At 67.4% G+C, this 16,766-nt stretch carries 15 protein-coding genes; 6 read left to right on the top strand and 9 right to left on the bottom strand.

All coding sequences use genetic code 11. The features are described from left to right. Positions 1-12: 12 nt before the first annotated feature. The 3 genes from uvrC to RBB34_RS07895 form a co-directional block, all read right to left on the bottom strand. Positions 13-1,938: an excinuclease ABC subunit UvrC gene (gene uvrC / locus RBB34_RS07905; protein ID WP_306118717.1), complete on the bottom strand. Its 1,926-nt coding sequence runs from the start codon at positions 1,936-1,938 to the stop codon at positions 13-15. 129 nt (positions 1,939-2,067) lie between these two features. After that, positions 2,068-2,847 (bottom strand): SDR family oxidoreductase, encoded by a 780-nt coding sequence (locus RBB34_RS07900; protein ID WP_306118657.1) that lies wholly within the window; start codon positions 2,845-2,847, stop codon positions 2,068-2,070. Positions 2,848-2,865: 18 nt separating this feature from the next. Further along, positions 2,866-3,819, bottom strand: coding sequence for a calcium/sodium antiporter (locus RBB34_RS07895; protein ID WP_306118656.1), 954 nt, complete (start codon positions 3,817-3,819; stop codon positions 2,866-2,868). 359 nt (positions 3,820-4,178) lie between these two features. On the opposite strand from RBB34_RS07895, the gene RBB34_RS07890 reads away from it, so the two are divergent. Then, on the top strand, positions 4,179-4,844 hold the full coding sequence (locus RBB34_RS07890; RefSeq protein WP_306118655.1) for an outer membrane protein: 666 nt from the start codon (positions 4,179-4,181) through the stop codon (positions 4,842-4,844). Between the two features lie 52 nt (positions 4,845-4,896). Here RBB34_RS07890 and RBB34_RS07885 read toward each other — a convergent pair whose 3' ends face one another. The 4 genes from RBB34_RS07885 to purM all read right to left on the bottom strand — a co-directional run bounded on the left by RBB34_RS07885 (position 4,897) and on the right by purM (position 7,715). Next, positions 4,897-5,499, bottom strand: coding sequence for a glutathione S-transferase N-terminal domain-containing protein (locus RBB34_RS07885; protein WP_306118654.1), 603 nt, complete (start codon positions 5,497-5,499; stop codon positions 4,897-4,899). A gap of 17 nt (positions 5,500-5,516) precedes the next feature. Next, the gene (locus RBB34_RS07880) at positions 5,517-5,954 is read right to left on the bottom strand and encodes a hypothetical protein (protein WP_306118653.1); all 438 of its coding nucleotides are present in this window, start codon (positions 5,952-5,954) and stop codon (positions 5,517-5,519) included. Between the two features lie 76 nt (positions 5,955-6,030). Continuing rightward, positions 6,031-6,636: a phosphoribosylglycinamide formyltransferase gene (gene purN / locus RBB34_RS07875; RefSeq protein ID WP_306118652.1), complete on the bottom strand. Its 606-nt coding sequence runs from the start codon at positions 6,634-6,636 to the stop codon at positions 6,031-6,033. Continuing rightward, positions 6,633-7,715 carry a phosphoribosylformylglycinamidine cyclo-ligase gene (gene purM / locus RBB34_RS07870; RefSeq protein ID WP_306118651.1) on the bottom strand — a complete coding sequence of 361 codons (1,083 nt, stop codon included), beginning with the start codon at positions 7,713-7,715 and terminating at the stop codon, positions 6,633-6,635. The genes purN and purM overlap by 4 nt, the downstream gene beginning before the upstream one ends. Positions 7,716-7,869: 154 nt before the next feature. Here purM and RBB34_RS07865 point away from each other — a divergent pair, with 154 nt between their 5' ends. The 5 genes from RBB34_RS07865 to RBB34_RS07845 all read left to right on the top strand — a co-directional run bounded on the left by RBB34_RS07865 (position 7,870) and on the right by RBB34_RS07845 (position 14,196). Beyond that, on the top strand, positions 7,870-8,445 hold the full coding sequence (locus tag RBB34_RS07865; protein ID WP_306118650.1) for a CDP-alcohol phosphatidyltransferase family protein: 576 nt from the start codon (positions 7,870-7,872) through the stop codon (positions 8,443-8,445). Then, positions 8,438-9,544, top strand: coding sequence for an AI-2E family transporter (locus RBB34_RS07860; protein ID WP_306118649.1), 1,107 nt, complete (start codon positions 8,438-8,440; stop codon positions 9,542-9,544). Before RBB34_RS07865 ends, RBB34_RS07860 begins: the two co-directional genes overlap by 8 nt. Positions 9,545-9,562: 18 nt before the next feature. After that, positions 9,563-10,267, top strand: a complete 705-nt coding sequence (locus RBB34_RS07855) for a hypothetical protein (protein ID WP_306118648.1) — start codon at positions 9,563-9,565, stop codon at positions 10,265-10,267. Positions 10,268-10,353: 86 nt separating this feature from the next. After that, on the top strand, positions 10,354-12,573 hold the full coding sequence (locus tag RBB34_RS07850) for an RNA degradosome polyphosphate kinase (protein WP_306118647.1): 2,220 nt from the start codon (positions 10,354-10,356) through the stop codon (positions 12,571-12,573). Positions 12,574-12,639: 66 nt separating this feature from the next. Further along, on the top strand, positions 12,640-14,196 hold the full coding sequence (locus tag RBB34_RS07845; RefSeq protein WP_306118646.1) for a Ppx/GppA phosphatase family protein: 1,557 nt from the start codon (positions 12,640-12,642) through the stop codon (positions 14,194-14,196). On the opposite strand, the gene rnd is transcribed toward RBB34_RS07845, so the two are convergent. Both rnd and RBB34_RS07835 read right to left on the bottom strand, forming a co-directional pair. Continuing rightward, complete coding sequence (gene rnd / locus RBB34_RS07840) at positions 14,147-15,337, bottom strand: ribonuclease D (RefSeq protein ID WP_306118645.1); 1,191 nt, start codon at positions 15,335-15,337, stop codon at positions 14,147-14,149. The genes RBB34_RS07845 and rnd overlap by 50 nt on opposite strands. Beyond that, positions 15,330-16,613 carry an MFS transporter gene (locus RBB34_RS07835; protein WP_306118644.1) on the bottom strand — a complete coding sequence of 428 codons (1,284 nt, stop codon included), beginning with the start codon at positions 16,611-16,613 and terminating at the stop codon, positions 15,330-15,332. The genes rnd and RBB34_RS07835 overlap by 8 nt, the downstream gene beginning before the upstream one ends. Positions 16,614-16,766 lie beyond the last annotated feature (153 nt).

Genomic DNA, 16,766 nt, shown 5'->3' with positions numbered 1-16,766 from the left:
ATGATAGCGGAATTACGCCTGGTCGTGAAAATGGGCATAGATCTGCCGTGCCATGGCATCGGAAATGCCGTCCACTCTCGCAATGTCCTCGAGCGAGGCGCGCGCGACGGCCTTGGCGGTGCCGAAATGGTGCAAAAGCGCGCGCTTGCGCGAGGGGCCGATGCCGGCGATCTCGTCGAGCGGGTTCCTGACCATGTCCTTCTTGCGGCGCGCGCGATGGGCGCCGATGGCAAAGCGATGCGCCTCGTCGCGCAGGCGCTGGACGAAATACAGCACAGGATCGCGTGGCGGCAGCGAGAAGTCCTTGCGCCCGGCCATGAAGAACCGCTCGCGGCCGGCGTCGCGATCAGCGCCCTTGGCGACGCCGATGACCGCCAGCTCCTCGGCCACGCCCATATCGGCGAGGATCTCGCGCACCGCATTGAGCTGGCCCAGCCCGCCATCGATCAGCAGCACGTCCGGCCAGGCGGGCATGACGTCGGCATCGCCGTCCTCGCCGTTTTCGTCGCGTTCGGGCCCGTGCTCCTTGATCAGCCGGGCAAAGCGCCGCTCGAGCACCTCGCGCATCATGCCGAAATCGTCGCCCGGCGTGGTCTCTGTCGAGCGGATGTTGAACTTGCGGTACTGGTTCCTGGCAAAGCCCTGCGCGCCGGCGACGATCATCGCGCCGACCGCGTTGGTCCCCATGATGTGCGAGTTGTCGTAGACCTCGATGCGGCGTGGCGGCGCCTTGAGCCCGAAGGTCTCGGCCATCGCCGAAAGCAGCCTGGCCTGCGAGGAGGTTTCCGCCAGCCGCCGGCCATGGGCCTCCTTCGCATTGGCCAGCGCGTGCGTGACCAGATCGCGCTTTTCGCCGCGGCGCGGCACGGTGATCGTCACCTTGCGCGCCGCGCGCAGGTTCAGCGCCTCGGCCAGAAGCTCGGCCTCGGGCACGCCATGCGACAGCAGGATCAGCCGCGGGCAGGGCTTGTCGTCGTAGAACTGCGACAGGAACGCGCCCAGCACCTCCTCGGGCGCCATATTGGCATCGGCCTTGGGGAAATAGGCGCGATTGCCCCAGTTCTGCCCGGTCCGGAAGAAGAAGACCTGCACGCAGGTCAGCCCGCCCTCCTGATGCACCGCGAAGACGTCGGCCTCCTCGATACCCTGCGGGTTGATGCCCTGATGGCTCTGGATCGCCGTCAGCGCGGCGATGCGGTCGCGGTAGAGCGCGGCGCGCTCGAAGTCGAGATCGTCGGCGGCCTGCTGCATCGCCGTCGCCATCTGCGCCTGCACGGCGCGGCTCCGGCCCGACAGGAACGCCTTGGCCTCGCCGACCAGCGCGCCATAGTCCTCGATCGAGATCTCTCCGGTGCACGGCGCCGAACAGCGCTTGATCTGGTAAAGAAGGCACGGCCGCGTGCGGCTGTCATAGACGCTGTCGGTGCAGGTGCGCAGGAGAAAGGCACGCTGCAGCGCGTTGATCGTCCGCCCCACGGCGCCGGCCGAGGCGAACGGGCCGAAATAGTCGCCCGCCTTGTTGCGCGCGCCGCGATGCTTGAAAAGGCCAGGCGCGGCGTGATCGCCGGTCAGCACGATATAGGGAAAGGACTTGTCGTCGCGCAGCAGCACGTTGAAGCGCGGCCGCAGCCGCTTGATCAGATTGGCTTCGAGCAGCAGCGCCTCGGTCTCCGACCGGGTCGTGACGAACTCCATCGAGGCGGTCTGCGCGATCATGCGCGCAATGCGGTTGGTGTGCCCGCCAAGGCGCGCATAGCTGGTCACCCGGTTCTTGAGCGACTTGGCCTTGCCGACATAGAGCACCTCGCCGGAGACGCCGAACATGCGGTAGACGCCGGGCCGGTTGGGCAGACGCTTTGCGATGGCGGTGATCAGCTCCGGGCCGGTCAGCTCCCGTTCGGCCTTGATCTCCTGTTCCCAGATCAGATCGCGCGCCAGGTCGCGCCCGACCGTTTCGGGTGCTGCGCCGTCGGGTGCGGCGGCCGGCAAGTCCGCTTCGCGCGTCTGGTCCATGATCCCTATGTGGTGCAGATCGATGGGCGCCATCAAGTCCCGCCGCGAACGGGGCTATTCGGCGCCCGTGGCGTCCGGTGTCCGCCAGGCCAGGTGCTGACCGCCATCGAGCGCGATCATCTGGCCGGTGACCGAACGCGCCTTCCAAAGATAACGGATCGTCGCGCCGAACTCGGCAAGGTTCGGCCCGTGTCCGAGCGGCACCGCCTCGGCCTGGGCGCGAAAGGCGGCGTCCGACTGGCGCGGGTTCTTCAAGGTCGGTCCCGGTCCGATGGCGTTGACCCGGATGCGCGGCGCGAGCGCCTGCGCCATGGTGCGCGTCGCCGTCCACAGCGCCGATTTCGACAGCGTGTAGGAGAAAAAGCGCGGCGTCAGCTTCCATACGCGCTGGTCGATCATGTTGACGATCAGCCCGTGCGCCCCCTCGGGCAGGGCATCGGCCATCGCCTCGCCCAGCAGCACCGGCGCGCGCAGGTGAAGGTCGAAATGGGCGTCCCACGCGCCCTCGTCGATCGCCCCCACCGCGTCGTCGAGAAAGATCGAGGCGTTGTTGACGAGGATGTCGACCGGCCGGCCCAGTGCATCGCTTGCCTGTCGGACGAGGTCGCGCGCCCGGATCGCGTCGGTCAGATCGGCTTGCACCGCGACCGCCCGGCCGCCGCTGGCCGTCAGCGCTTCGGCCAGGGCCTGTGCCTTGTCGATTGACCTGTTGGCATGGATCGCCACGTCGAATCGATGTCGCGCCAGATCGGTTGCGATGGCTTGCCCGATGCGTTTCGCGCCGCCCGTCACCAGAACGGCGGGCCTTTCGTTATCCTGCTGGTCGTCGTCCACGCAGAGCTCCGTCGTCGGTCAGAAGACCATGACGATATAGGCGCCGTAGGCGACGAGCATAGCCGCGCCCAGCGCCTTGCCGGTGGTCAGCTTTCCAAAGCAGATCACCGCCAGCAGCAGCGAGGTGACGAGCATCACCCAGTTGTCGCGCACGATGATGTCGGACGAGATGGGCACCGCGATCACCATGCCGGTAATGCCCATGATGGCGGCGAGGTTGAAGATGTTCGAACCGATGATGTTGCCCAGTGCCACATCGGCTTCCCTGCGCATGGCGGCGGCCAGCGACGTGGCGAGTTCGGGCAGCGAGGTGCCGATGGCGACGATGGTCAGCCCGATCGCCGCTTCTGAGACGCCGAACGAGGCGGCGATGCCCGAGGCGCCCGAAACGGTCAGATGCGCGGCGATCGGCAGCCCGATGATTCCGCCGGCGAGAAAGAGCGCGATGCGCGCGGCCGAATGCGGCGCTTCGCCGATCTCTTCGTGATAGTCGACCGGCACATCGTCATCGGCCGCCTCGATCGCCGCCCGCGCCCTGAGGACCTGGGCGGCAATGAAGACGAGCAGTCCGCCGAACAGTGCCCCCGCCTCCAGTCGCGACAGCAGCCCGTCGCTGATCAGCCAAATGAAGGCGACCGTGAACACCATCATCACCGCGACATTGCGCGACAGCCCGCGCTGGTTGGCATGGATCGGCGAGAACAGGGCCGGCAGACCCATCACCAGCAGCACATTGGCGATGTTGGAGCCGACCACATTGCCGGTGGCGATGTCGGGCACGCCCGTCAGCGCCGATTGCAGCGCGACGAACAGCTCGGGCGCCGAGGTCCCGAAGGCGACGATGGTCAACCCGATGATCAGGGCCGGAATGCCCAGATTCTCGGCCAGCCCGACCGCGCCCTTGACGAGATAGTCACCGGCAAAGACCAGAAGGACCAGTCCGGCAACGAGCATGGCGATGTCAAAGAGCATGAAGGAGGACTTTTGAACGAAGCAGGTGCGCGAACCGGCTATATAGCCATTTGCGGGCCGGCGCAAAACGCGATGCCGATCGAAACGGCTCGCCCACGGCGCGTTCCGCGCGCGGCACGACAGCGCACCGGACCGTTAACCGCGCGTCAACCCTGCGCGTCATCGCACGCTTAACCATGCCCGGAAACCATTGTGTTCCAGCCTGGCACAACGCCACATTTGAGTCATCGAAACTCCCAATTCGGGCAACCGATTTGCCGCAATTGCGTTGCACAAACGGCCCAGGTGCTTGGGGGCACGAACCGCACCGGCGTGCGCAGTTCACCGTCGGCCACGCGAACGAGAATGGAGAGACGTTCATGAGAAGACTAGCGATCATCTGTGCCGCTTCGGCTGCCGTGATGACGGGCGTTGCGCCCGCCATGGCGGCCGATGCCGTGCAGCCATTGCCGCAAACGCCGACCGCACCGCCGGTTACGGACTTTGCGCCCGTCAGCGACTGGTCGGGCTTCTATGTCGGCGCCTTCGGCGGCTACAATTTCGGCGAATTCGACACTACGGCAGGCGATATCGACGCCGACGGCTGGTCTGGCGGCGGCTTCGCCGGCATCAACCTGCAGAACGGCGCCTTCGTCTACGGCCTTGAGGGCGACGTCGGTATCTCCGAAGGCGACGGCACGCTCGTCGGCCCGCCGAGTGTGACGGCCGATCAGGGCCTGTTCGGCTCGCTGCGCGCCCGGATCGGCTACGACTTCAATCCCTTCATGCTCTATGGCACGGCGGGCGTTGCGGCCACCAATGTCGAAGTGACCGACGGTACGACGACCGACGAGAACACGCATCTGGGCTGGACCGCCGGCGTTGGCGCCGATGCCATGCTGACCCAGAACGTGTTCGGCCGGCTCGAATATCGCTACACCGACTATCAGAGCAAGGACTTCGCGCTGACCAGTCCGACGCCGGGCACGGTCTCCTCGGGCTTCACCGAGCAGTCGATCCGCGCGGGCATCGGCTTCAAGTTCTGATCGACCCCGATCCGCTCCTCGAAGCCGCGCTGGCCAGGCCCGCGCGGCTTTTTCATGCGCGCGGCCCGAGCGCCTCATAGCCCGGCACGGTCTCCGCGAACCGGTCGATGAACCGCCGCAGGCGCGGTCGCCCGCGCCGCCAGTTCAGCGCCTCAAAGCGCAGATCGGCATAGGCAAGCGCGGCCGCCAGCGCGAAATGGCCGCCATGCGGCCGGCCCCGCAGCGCCGGCGCTTCCGCCTCCAGCCAGTCGAGCGCGCGCACCGCCTTGCGCATCTGATAGTCGAGCCACGGCGTGTGGACCTTTTCGGCCGGCCGCATGCGGCGCTCATAGACACTGGCGACCAGTGCGTCGCACAGCCCGTCGGCGGCTGCCTCGAGCCGTTCGGCCGTCCGGCGCCTTTCGCCGTTGCGCGGATACAGCTTGCCACCGCTCATCCGGTCGAGTTCGGCCATGATCGGCCGGCTGTCGAACACGGCGGTTCCATCGTCGAGCACCAGTGTGGGGATCTTGCCGAGCGGATTGGCCCGGGTCAGCGCATCGGGTTCCTCTGAGGTGGCGACGACCTCCTCGTCCAGAGCGATACCAAGGTGATGGGCGGCCATGCGCACCTTGGCGCTATAGGGCGAAGCGGGCGCGTGAAGAAGCCTGGGCACGTGGCAAGCCCGGCCGGTCAGCGCAACAGCCGGCAATCGGCGTTGTAGACGTTCCAGCGGTCGAAACCGGCCACGCAGAATTCGACCTTCGAGCCGATCGAGGCAAATCCCGCGCCGCCCTCGATCAGGTACCAGATCGCGCGATGCTCGCCGGTCGTCAGCATGGCCGTGGCGGCGCAATAGCGGCGCGGCACCGGCGCAAGGTCCGTACCGGGGGCGATCAGCCGCGTCTGGCGGATGCCGATGATGTCGGCAATACCGAGTTCCGGCCGATGCAGCATGTTGATCGCCTGATGCCGGAAATCGTCGACGATATTGGCCAGCATCTTCCGGTCGGTGCAAAGCGGCGCGAAGACGCCCCCGTGCCCGTCCTGGCGATAGTCTGCCGCCCCGGTGGGCAGGGAGAACAGCGCCATGCAAAGGGCGAGGAGCGTAAGGATGGATCGTGCGCGCATGGCGGCCCCCGTTCGACCTCGCCGTTCTATCAAGGTCCGCCCGTCGTGCACAAGCCGCCCCGGCACGCCGCCCGCCCTATCTTTCTCCCTGTTGCCGTTCGGCCTCGATCAGCATGCGCAGCGCGCGCGGATAGAGCCGGTGCTCCTGGGCAAGCACGCGCGCGGCGAGCGTTTCGGGCGTGTCGCCTTTGCCGACATCGATGGCGGCCTGCGCGATGACCGGCCCCTCGTCCATGCCGGCGGTGACGTGATGGACGGAACAGCCATGGCGCGCATCGCCGGCGGCGAGCGCCCGGGCGTGGGTGTCGAGCCCGCGATGGCGGGGCAGCAGCGAGGGATGGATGTTGATGATCCGGCCGCGCCAGCGGTCGACGAAACCGGCGCTCAGAAGCCGCATGAAGCCGGCAAGGCACACGATCTCGGCGCCCCAGCCGACGAGCTGCGCCTCGATCGCCGCTTCATGCGCCGCCTTGCCGGCGAAATCGGTGCGGGGCAGGGCGGCCGCGGCGAGCCCGCGCGCGCGTGCCGCGTCCAGGCCGGGCGCATCGGCCCTGTCGGAGAGCACGCCGACGATCCGCGCCGGAAAGTCGGCCGCCGCGCAGGCGTCCGCCAGCGCGATCATGTTCGACCCGCGTCCCGAGATCAGCACGGCGACATCGCGCTTTCGCACCGTTTCGCTCACAGCGCCAACTCGCCGCGATAGACGACCTCGCGCGCACCGGGCACGAGCTGGCCGATCGCCGAAACGGTCTCGCCCGCCGCGCGCAGGGCGTCACCGACCGCCGCTGCCTCCTCGCGCGCCGCGATCACCGCCATGCCCGTGCCGCAGTTGAACGTGCGCAGCATCTCGTTGCCGGCGATGGATCCGGTCGCCGCCAGCCAGCCGAACACCGCCGGCACCTGCACCGCGTCGAGATCGATCTCGGCCGACAGCCCCTCGGGCAGGACGCGCGGCAGGTTCTCGGTCAGCCCGCCGCCGGTGATGTGCGCCAGCGCCTTGATCGCGCCTGTCGCGCGAGCCGCTTCGAGCACCGGCCGCACATAGATCCGCGTCGGGGTGAGAAGGGCTTCGCCGAGCGTGGTCTCCGGCGCGAACGGCGCGGGCGCGTCACGGCCCAGCCCGGACGCGTCCACGATGCGGCGCACCAGCGAATAGCCGTTGGAATGGATGCCCGAGGAGGCAAGTGCGAGGACGATATCGCCCGCCCTCAGATCGTTGCGCGGCAGAAGCGTGCCGCGCTCGGCCGCGCCGACCGCAAAGCCGGCCAGGTCGTAGTCCTGGCCCGCATAGAGCCCCGGCATCTCGGCCGTCTCGCCGCCGATCAGCGCGCAGCCGGCCATGCGGCAGCCCTCGGCGATGCCGGCGACGATGGCCTTGCCCTGATCGACGTCGAGCCGGCCGGTTGCCAGATAATCGAGGAAGAACAGCGGCTCGGCGCCCTGCACGACGAGATCGTTGACGCACATGGCGACCAGGTCGATGCCGATCGAAGCATGCCGGCCGGTCTCGATGGCGATCTTGACCTTGGTGCCGACCCCGTCACTGGCCGCCACCAGCACCGGATCGGAAAAACCGGCCGCCTTGAGGTCGAACACCCCGCCAAAGCCGCCGATCGCCGCCTCGGCGCCCGGCCGGGCGGTGGCCCGCACCATCGGTTTGATGGCCTCGACCAGCGCGTTGCCCGCATCGATGTCGACGCCGGCGCCCGCATAGGTAAGTCCGCCGGCCGGCTTCGGCCCGCTGCTTGTGTCATCGGCCATGATCTTGCCCTTGCCCGTTCATGTGCTGCGCAGATAGCTGCCGCCGCGCTGCGGTGCAAAGCGGGCCGGCGGTGGACCACAGCTTTGTCGCCTTTTCGCGCTGGTCCGTTCTCTTGGAACGGGGTAAGGGCAAAGCCATATAGCGATGATGGCCGTGACCCAGACCACCAAAGACCTCCTGCTGACGGTGCCCAACGCGATCACGCTGGCGCGCGTTGCCGCTGTTCCGGTGCTCGGCTGGCTCATGGTCGAGGAAAACTGGGTGCCCGCCTTCTGGCTGTTCCTGATCGCCGGGCTGTCCGACGCCGTCGACGGCATCATCGCGCGCTTCTTCGGCCAGAGTTCGAGGCTCGGGCAGTGGCTGGATCCGCTCGCCGACAAGGCATTGCTCGTCACCGCCTTCGTGGCGCTGGCGATCGTCGGCCTGGTCCCCGCCTGGCTGGTCATCCTTGCGGTCGGGCGTGACGTTCTGATCGTCTCGGGCGTCCTGGTCACCTGCTCGCGCCGCGATGTGGTTCCCATCCGGCCGCTGCTGGTCTCCAAGGTCACCACGGCCGCCCAGATCGCGCTGATCGCGGTCGCGCTGGGCGGGCCGGCCTTCGACATCGACGTGTCGGCTGCCAGCACGGCTCTCGTTTGGGCGACGGCCGCCTTGACGGTCGCTTCGCTGGCCTCCTATGCGCTGGTCTGGTTTCGCCACATGACACGCGGAGGCGCAGGTCATGGTTGAACAGATTACCGTCAAGACGCTGCGCCGCCAGGCCATTTTCTGGCTGGGCGCGCTCGCGCTGTTCATCGTATTCCTGTACATATTCCGCTCCATCCTGCTGCCGTTCCTGGCAGGCTTCGCGCTTGCCTATTTCCTCGACCCTATCGCCGACTTCCTCGAACGGCGCGGCTCTTCGCGGCTCGTCGCGACCATTCTGATCCTTGTGGCGTTCATCCTCGTCTTCGCGCTGGCGCTGGTGTCGATCGTGCCGACCCTTGTCGGCCAGTTCGCCGAGTTCATCGACCGCTTTCCCGAATATCTGGCGCGGCTGCGCGAGCTTGCCGCCACCATGTCGGTCAATCTCGACTGGCTCGACCGCTATATCGACCTCGAATCGGGGGAACTGCCCGGTGGCCTTGAGGATCTGATCGCCCAGGGCACGGGCTTCGTGACCGGCCTGGCACAGGGCATATGGTCGTCGGGCATGGCGCTGATCAACATTGCCGGGCTGTTCGTGATCACGCCCGTGGTGGCCTTCTACATGCTGCTCGACTGGGACCGCATGATCGCCCGCATCGATGCCTGCGTGCCGCGCGATCACGTCGAGACCGTGCGCGAGATCGGCGCCGACATGAACCGCGCCGTTGCCGGCTTCGTGCGCGGGCAGGGCACGGTGTGCCTGATCCTGGGCCTGTTCTATGCCCTGGCGCTGACCGTCGCCGGGCTCAATTTCGGCCTGCTGATCGGCCTGTTTGCGGGTCTGATCAGCTTCATTCCCTATGTCGGCTCGCTGGTCGGCCTGATTCTCTCGGTGGGCGTCGCGCTGGTCCAGTTCTGGCCCGACTGGATCATGATCGCCATCATCGCCGCCATCTTTTTCGTCGGCCAGACCATCGAGGGCAATTTCCTGCAGCCCAAGCTGGTCGGCGACAGTGTCGGCCTGCATCCGGTCTGGCTGATGTTTGCCCTGTTCGCCTTCGGCTCGCTGTTCGGCTTCACCGGCATGCTAATCGCGGTGCCCGCCGCGGCGGCGGTCGGCGTTCTGGTGCGCTTTGCCGTGGCCCGCTATCTTGACTCCGACCTCTATGTCGGCTCGTCCGCCGACGATGCCGAAAAGTGATGCCCATGCGTGATGCCCATGAGCACTGACCGGCAGATGCTGCTCGATCTGGGCGCGCGGCCCTCGCTGGCGCGTGACGATCTCATCGCAACCGCCTCGAACAAGGCGGCGATCGGACTGATCGACAGCTGGCCGAACTGGCCCGCGCCGGTTGCCTTCGTCTTTGGTCCGGCCGGCAGCGGCAAGTCGCACATCGCCGCCGTGTGGACCGCCATGGCCGGCGCCCATCGCCTCGCCGACCCTTGCGCGCCGTCGCCGCGCGACATCGCCATTGCCCAGACCGGCCAGCCCGTGCTGTGCGACGGTCTCGTGCCGGCAGATCTTGACGAGACGGCGCTGTTTCACCTCATCAACGCGGTGCGCGGCGCCGGCGGCTCCATGCTGGCGCTGGCCACCGCGGCGAGCGCCCCGGCGCAATGGGCCGTGCGCACGCCCGATCTCGCCTCCCGTCTGCGCGCGGCGACCCAGGTCGAGTTGAAGCTCCCCGACGACATGCTGCTTCGTGCGGTTGCCGCCAAGCTGTTTGCCGACCGGCAGATCGCCATCGATCCGGCCGTGATCGAGTATATCGTCGCCCGCCTTGAACGTTCGCTGGCCGCGGTGATCGAGGCGGTCGACCGGCTTGACCGTGCAGCCCTTGCACGCAAAAGTCGCATCACGCGGCCGCTTGCCGCGCAGGTGCTGGGTGCCGCCGAGCCCGGCCAGGGGGCGCTTGATTCTTGAGCCGCGCTTTGCAACCTGCCAAAAACGTCATGCAATGGTGGTAGAACAACCGTATGAGGCGGCCGGACCACCCGAAAGGCAGGCGCATGGAAACGACCGACATACAGGACATCGCCAATTACGAAAACGAGGGTGAGGTGCACGGCGCGCCCACCTCTCCGGTCGAACTGATCGCCCGTGACGATCCTTCCCGCTTCGTCAATCGCGAGTTTTCCTGGCTGCAGTTCAACTGGCGCGTGCTCGAGGAGGCGCGCAACCCGAATCAGCCGCTGCTGGAAAGGCTGCGCTTTCTTTCGATCTCGGCGGCCAATCTGGACGAGTTCTTCATGGTCCGGGTCGCCGGCCTTGCCGGCCAGGTCCGCGAGGGCGTGACCGAGCGCTCCATCGACGGGCTGACGCCGCAGGCCCAGCTCGACATGGTGCTCGAGGAAATCCACCAGCTCCAGACCGAGCAGCAGGTCGTGCTTTCCGAACTGCGCGAGGAACTCGCCGAAGCGGGCATCGAGATCGTGCGCGCCGAGATGCTGTCGGCCGACGATCGCGACTGGCTGGAGAACCAGTTCCTGCAGACGATCTTTCCGGTGCTCACGCCGCTGTCCATCGACCCGGCCCATCCGTTTCCGTTCATTCCCAATCTGGGTTTTTCGATCGCGCTGCAACTGGTCAACCGCACGACCCGGAAGCTGATGAACGCGCTGTTGCGCCTGCCGCCGGCGCTCGACCGCTTCGTCCGCCTGCCCACCGAGGAGCCGGGCTACCGGTTCATCTCGCTCGAGGACATTGTCGGGCTCTTCATCGCCCGGCTCTATCCTGGCTACGAGATCAAGGGGCAGGGGACCTTCCGGGTCATCCGCGACAGCGATCTGGAGGTCGAGGAAGAGGCCGAGGATCTGGTGCGCTTCTTCGAAAGCGCGCTCAAGCGTCGCCGCCGGGGCCAGGTCATCCGCATCGAGTTCGACCACGAAATGCCGCGAACCTTGCGCGAGTTCGTCGCCCACGAACTCGGCGTGCCCGATGCGCGGGTCTCCGTCCAGCCCGGTATCCTGGCGCTCAACACGGTCTCCGAGATCGTCAAGGTCCCGCGCACCGACCTGCTCTATGCGCCGCACACCGCGCGCTTTCCCGAACGCATCCGCGAGCACAACGGCGATTGCCTGGCGGCGATCGGCCAGAAGGACATCATCGTCCACCACCCCTATGAGAGCTTCGACGTCGTCGTCCAGTTCCTCGCCCAGGCCGCCGCCGACCCCGACGTGATCGCCATCAAGCAGACCCTGTACCGCACCTCGAACGACAGCCCGATCGTGCGCGCGCTGATGGACGCGGCCGAATCGGGCAAGTCGGTCACGGCGCTGGTCGAGCTCAAGGCGCGCTTCGACGAGGAGGCCAACATCCGGTGGGCGCGCGATCTCGAGCGCGCCGGCGTGCAGGTCGTCTTCGGCTTCGTGGAACTGAAGACCCATGCCAAGATGTCGCTGGTCGTGCGTCGCGAGGAGAACGGGCTGCGCTCCTACGTCCATCTGGGCACGGGCAATTATCACCCGATCACCGCCAAGATCTACACGGACCTGTCCTATTTCACCGTCGATCCCGAGATCGCCCGCGATGTCGCCCAGGTGTTCAATTTCATCACCTCCTATGCCGATCCGCCCGACGACATGAAGCTCGCCGTCTCGCCCATGCACATGCGCGACCGCCTGCTGGCCCTTGTGCACGAGGAGATTGATCACGCGCGCGCCGGCCGTCCGGCGGCGATCTGGATGAAGATGAACTCGCTCGTTGACGGCCATGTCATCGACGCGCTTTACGAGGCGAGCCAGGCGGGCGTGGAGATCGATCTGGTTGTGCGCGGCATCTGCTGCCTGCGGCCGCAGGTCGAGGGGCTTTCCGAGAACATCCGCGTCAAGTCGATCGTCGGTCGCTTCCTCGAACACTCGCGCATCTACTGCTTCGGCAACGGGCATGGCCTGCCTTCGGAGGAGGCGTTCGTCTATATCGGCTCGGCCGACCTGATGCCGCGCAATCTGGACCGGCGCGTGGAAACGCTGGTGCCGCTGGAGAACGAGACCGTCCACGAACAGGTGCTCAACCAGATCATGCTGGCGAACCTGCTCGACAACACGCAGAGTTTCGAACTGCTCGACAACGGCCGCTCGCGCCGCATGGAGCCCGAGCCCGACGAAGAGGAATTCGATGCCCAGACCTACTTCATGACCAATCCGAGCCTTTCGGGCCGTGGAAAATCGCTTCGCGAGTCCGCGCCGCGATTGATCGCGCACCGAAAACGCGTACAGCAGATCAGGTGAGCTTGACGGCGGCCGGCCGCGCCCGACTTAAACGGGGGCATTGGGCGCCAGACAGGACATGACGGTGTGATCGAGACCGAGGACGCGCAAGGGCGACTGAAGAACCGGGCCCCGGTCGCCGTGGTCGACATCGGCTCGAATTCGGTGCGCATCGTCATCTACGAGGGCATGGTGCGTGCCCCGGCCGTGCTGTTCAACGAAAAGGTCTCCTGCGGTCTGGGCCGCGGCATCGCCCGGACCGGCCGCATGGACGATGCCGCCGTCGAGCGCGCCATTGCCGCGCTGACACGCTATCGCGCGCTCGCCGATCAGGCGCGCGTCACGCGCATGCACGTGCTGGCGACCGCGGCCGCGCGCGAGGCCGACAACGGTCCCGAATTCGTCGCGCGGGCCCAGCAGATCCTGCGCGCCGAGATCCGCATCCTCACCGGTGCGGAGGAGGCGCGCTATTCGGCCTTCGGCGTGTTGTCGGCCTTCCGGGCGCCCGACGGCATCGCCGGCGATCTGGGCGGAGGCAGCCTCGAACTGGTCAATGTCGGCCCCGACGGGATCGGCGAGGGCGCCACCTTGCCGCTCGGCGGCATCCGCCTTCAGGAGGCGGCCGGTGGCGACATGCGCCGCGCCGAGAAGATCGCCCGCCAGCTCGTCGGCGACCAGTCGCTCGTCGCCGAAGGGCGCGGCCGGACGTTTTATGCCATTGGCGGGACGTGGCGGGCCATTGCCAAGCTGCACATGGAAGACACCGGCTATCCGCTGCGCGTCACCCATGGCTACGAGATCGCCGCCGACGAGGCGCTCGGCTTTCTCCGGCAGCTTGCCCAGGGCAACCTGTCCAAGCTCGCCGGCCTGCAACTCGTCTCCTCCTCGCGCCAGGCGCTGGTGCCCTATGGTGCGGCCGTGCTGGCCGAGGTGATCCGCAAGATGAAGCCGCGCACGATCGCCTTTTCGGCGCTGGGAGTTCGCGAGGGTTTTCTGTTCTCCGAGCTCGACGAGGAGACGCGCCGCCGCGATGCGCTGATCGAGGCGGCCGACGAACTGGCCGTGCTCCGCGCGCGCTCGCCGCGCCATGCCCGCGAGTTGGCGCGCTGGACCGCCGACAGCTTTGCCGCCTTCGGCATCGACGAGACCGAGGACGAGGCGCGCTATCGTGATGCGGCCTGCCGGCTTGCCGATATCGGCTGGCGCGCCCATCCCGACTACCGCTCGACGCAATCGCTTGCGATCATTGCCTATTCGAGCTTCATCCAGATCAGCCATCAGGGCCGCGCCTACATCGCGCTGGCCAACTATTTCCGCTATGAGGGGCTGAAGAACGAGAGCCTGGCACCGGAAATCCGGCGACTGACGGACGATCGCATCTGGATGCGCGCCAAATATCTGGGCGCCTTTCTGCGCGTGGCCTATCTGTTCACCGCCGCCATGCCCGGCGTGATCGGCGAGCTGAGCTGGCGCCGCACGCCCGAGGGGGTTTTGCAGCTGGTCGTGCCCGCCCAGCGCGCCGCCCTTGCCGGCGAGCGGCCCGAGGGGCGGCTGGCGCAACTGAGCAAGGTGACCGGCGTGCGCACCGAGCTCGTCATCGAGCCGGCGGCGATAGCTCCACGGCCGATATCCGTCGCTCGCTGAAACCGAGCGCGATCTCGCCGTCCAGCAGCCGCAGCGCCTGATCGCCGAACAATTCGCGCCGCCAGCCGCGCATGGCCGGCACGTCGGCCTTGTCGCCATGAATGGCGATCTGTTCGAGCTGGTCCGATGTCGCCAGGATGCGCTGGGCGACATTGTGTCGTTCGGCCGTCAGCTTGAGCAGCACCTTGAGCAGGTCGCTCGCCGCGCCCGTTCCTTCCGGCGAATCGGGCGGTCGCGGCACCTTCGGCAGCTCCGATCGCGCAAGCGCGTCGACCTCGGCGGTGATCGAAAGGATCGCCGCGGCCGCCGGCGAGCGCTCGATGCCCTTGTGGATCGTGCGCAGCCGCGACAGCGCCCTTGCATCCTTCGGACGCTGCTGGGCGACCTCGTAGATCGCATCGTCCTTCAGGATGCGCGAGCGCGGCACGTTGCGCGCCCGCGCCTCGCGTTCGCGCCAGGCGGCGAGCCGCTGCAGCACGGCCAGCTCCGCCGGCTTGCGCACCCGCAGCTTGAGCCGCTGCCAGGCATCCTCGGGCGGCAGGTCGTAGGTCTCGGGCGCCGTCAGCACCGCCATTTCCTCGGCCACCCAGTGGCTGCGCCGCTGTTCGTCGAGCATGCGCCTGAGTTCGAGATAGACCGCGCGCAGATGGGTGACGTCGGCGAGCGCATAGGCGAGCTGTCTTTCGCTCAGCGGCCGCAGCTTCCAGTCGGTGAAGCGCGAGGTCTTGTCGATATGGGCGCCGGTGATGCGCTTGACGAGTTGGTCATAGGCGATGGCGTCGCCGAAACCGCAGACCATGGCCGCCACCTGCGTGTCGAAGATCGGATGCGGAATTCGCCCGTCGAGGTGATAGAAGATCTCCACGTCCTGGCGGGCGGCATGAAAGACCTTGGTGACGGTCTCGTCCGCCGTCAGCGCGAACAGCGGCGCCAGGTCGATGCCCTCGGCGAGCGGGTCGACCAGCACCGCCTCGTCGGGCGATGCGATCTGCACCAGGCACAGATCGGGCCAGAACGTCGTCTCGCGCACGAATTCGGTGTCGATCGTCACCCAGTCGTGAGCCGCAAGGCGCTCGCAGGCCGCCGCGAGCGCATCGGTTCGGGTGATCGGGGAAGGCACGGCTTCCGGCTTGTCAGTCATCGGCCTCGTCCTTAGCCGACCGGCCCGGGCTTGTCGAACCGTTTTCGGCGTCGCCATTGCCGTTGCCGCGGGCCATGCGCCCGAAGACCGGCGATGTGCGCAGCAGCCAGGCGAAGGGGCCGCGCGCGCCGCTGGGCACGGCCGGCCGCATGCGCATGCGCCAGATCGTGGCGGCGATCAGCGCGACATGCATCACGCTGGTATAGGTGAACAGCGCCCCGGGGCCGTACAGTTCGACAAAGGCCGACGAGACGGCCGGTCCGATCGAGGCGCCCAGCGCAAAGAAGAACATCAGCCCGGCCGAGACCATGGCGTGCTGGCCTTCGGCCGCGTGGTCGTTGGCATGGGCCGCCGACAGCGAGTAGAGCGGCAGCGCAAAGGCGCCGAAGGCGAAGATGCCCGCATAGTTCATCAGCGCCGAGGTGCCGGCGCCAAAGGCGAGGAACAGCCCCGCCGCCACCGCGCCGGCGGTTGCGACGAGCAGCACCGTGCGCCGGTCGAACCGGTCGGACAGATAGCCGAGCGGATATTGCAGCACCGCCCCGCCGACGATCCCCGCGCTCATGAAGGCGGCGACATCGGTGATCGACAGCCCGATTTCCTCGGCATAGAGGGGGCCGATCAGGCGAAAGGCCGCATTGGTGGCCCCGATCGTCACGCAGCCGATGCAGGCCAGCGGCGACAGCCGCCATATGCCGGCCAGATCGAAGCGGAACTGCGTGGGCGGCTTGGGGTTGGACCGGTCGGCCAGCGAGACCGGCACCAGCGACAGCGTGATCATCACGGTCATCACCGCAAACAGCACGAAGCCCTCGGCGCCGAGCGCCGGCAGCAGGAACTGCGCCCCGGTCACGGCGCAGATGTCGAGGATCCGGTACATGGCCAGCACGCGGCCACGGTTTTCGTTGGCCACGCCCGAATTGATCCAGCTCTCGATCGTCGTGAAGAGGCCGGAAAAGGAAAAGCCGACGGCAAAGCGCAGGATCAGCCAGGCGACCGGATCGACGAAGATGACCAGAAACAGCGTGCCCGAGGCGGTGATGGCGGCGAGCGCGGCGAAGGTGCGGATATGGCCGACCGCGTTGAGCATGCGCGTGATGAACAGGCAGCCGGCCAGAAAGCCGGCGAAATAGGCCGTGCCGATGGCCCCGATCATCGTCGTCGAAAAGCCCTCGGCCGCCCCGCGCACGGCGATCGCCGTGCCCTGGACGCCATTGCCGGCCAGCAGGATCGCTGCGGCGATCAGGAGCGGTATGAGCGGGCGGATCTGGTGCATGGATTCGGGCCGGCGCGCGGCCGAGGGCGGTGATACACCAACCCGCCGGCACTGTCACAACAAATGCGCCGCAGCGCCTGCGCCATGCTTGACAAATCGGGACCTGCATGCGCTTTTCCGCGCGATTTCGCGCGCCGGCGCCCGCGCCGCCAC

The sequence above is a fragment of the Roseitalea sp. MMSF_3546 genome, from assembly GCF_030732865.1.
In the GTDB taxonomy this organism is placed as follows: Bacteria; Pseudomonadota; Alphaproteobacteria; order Rhizobiales; family Rhizobiaceae; genus Roseitalea.
This window is presented reverse-complemented; position numbering and strand designations above follow the sequence as displayed.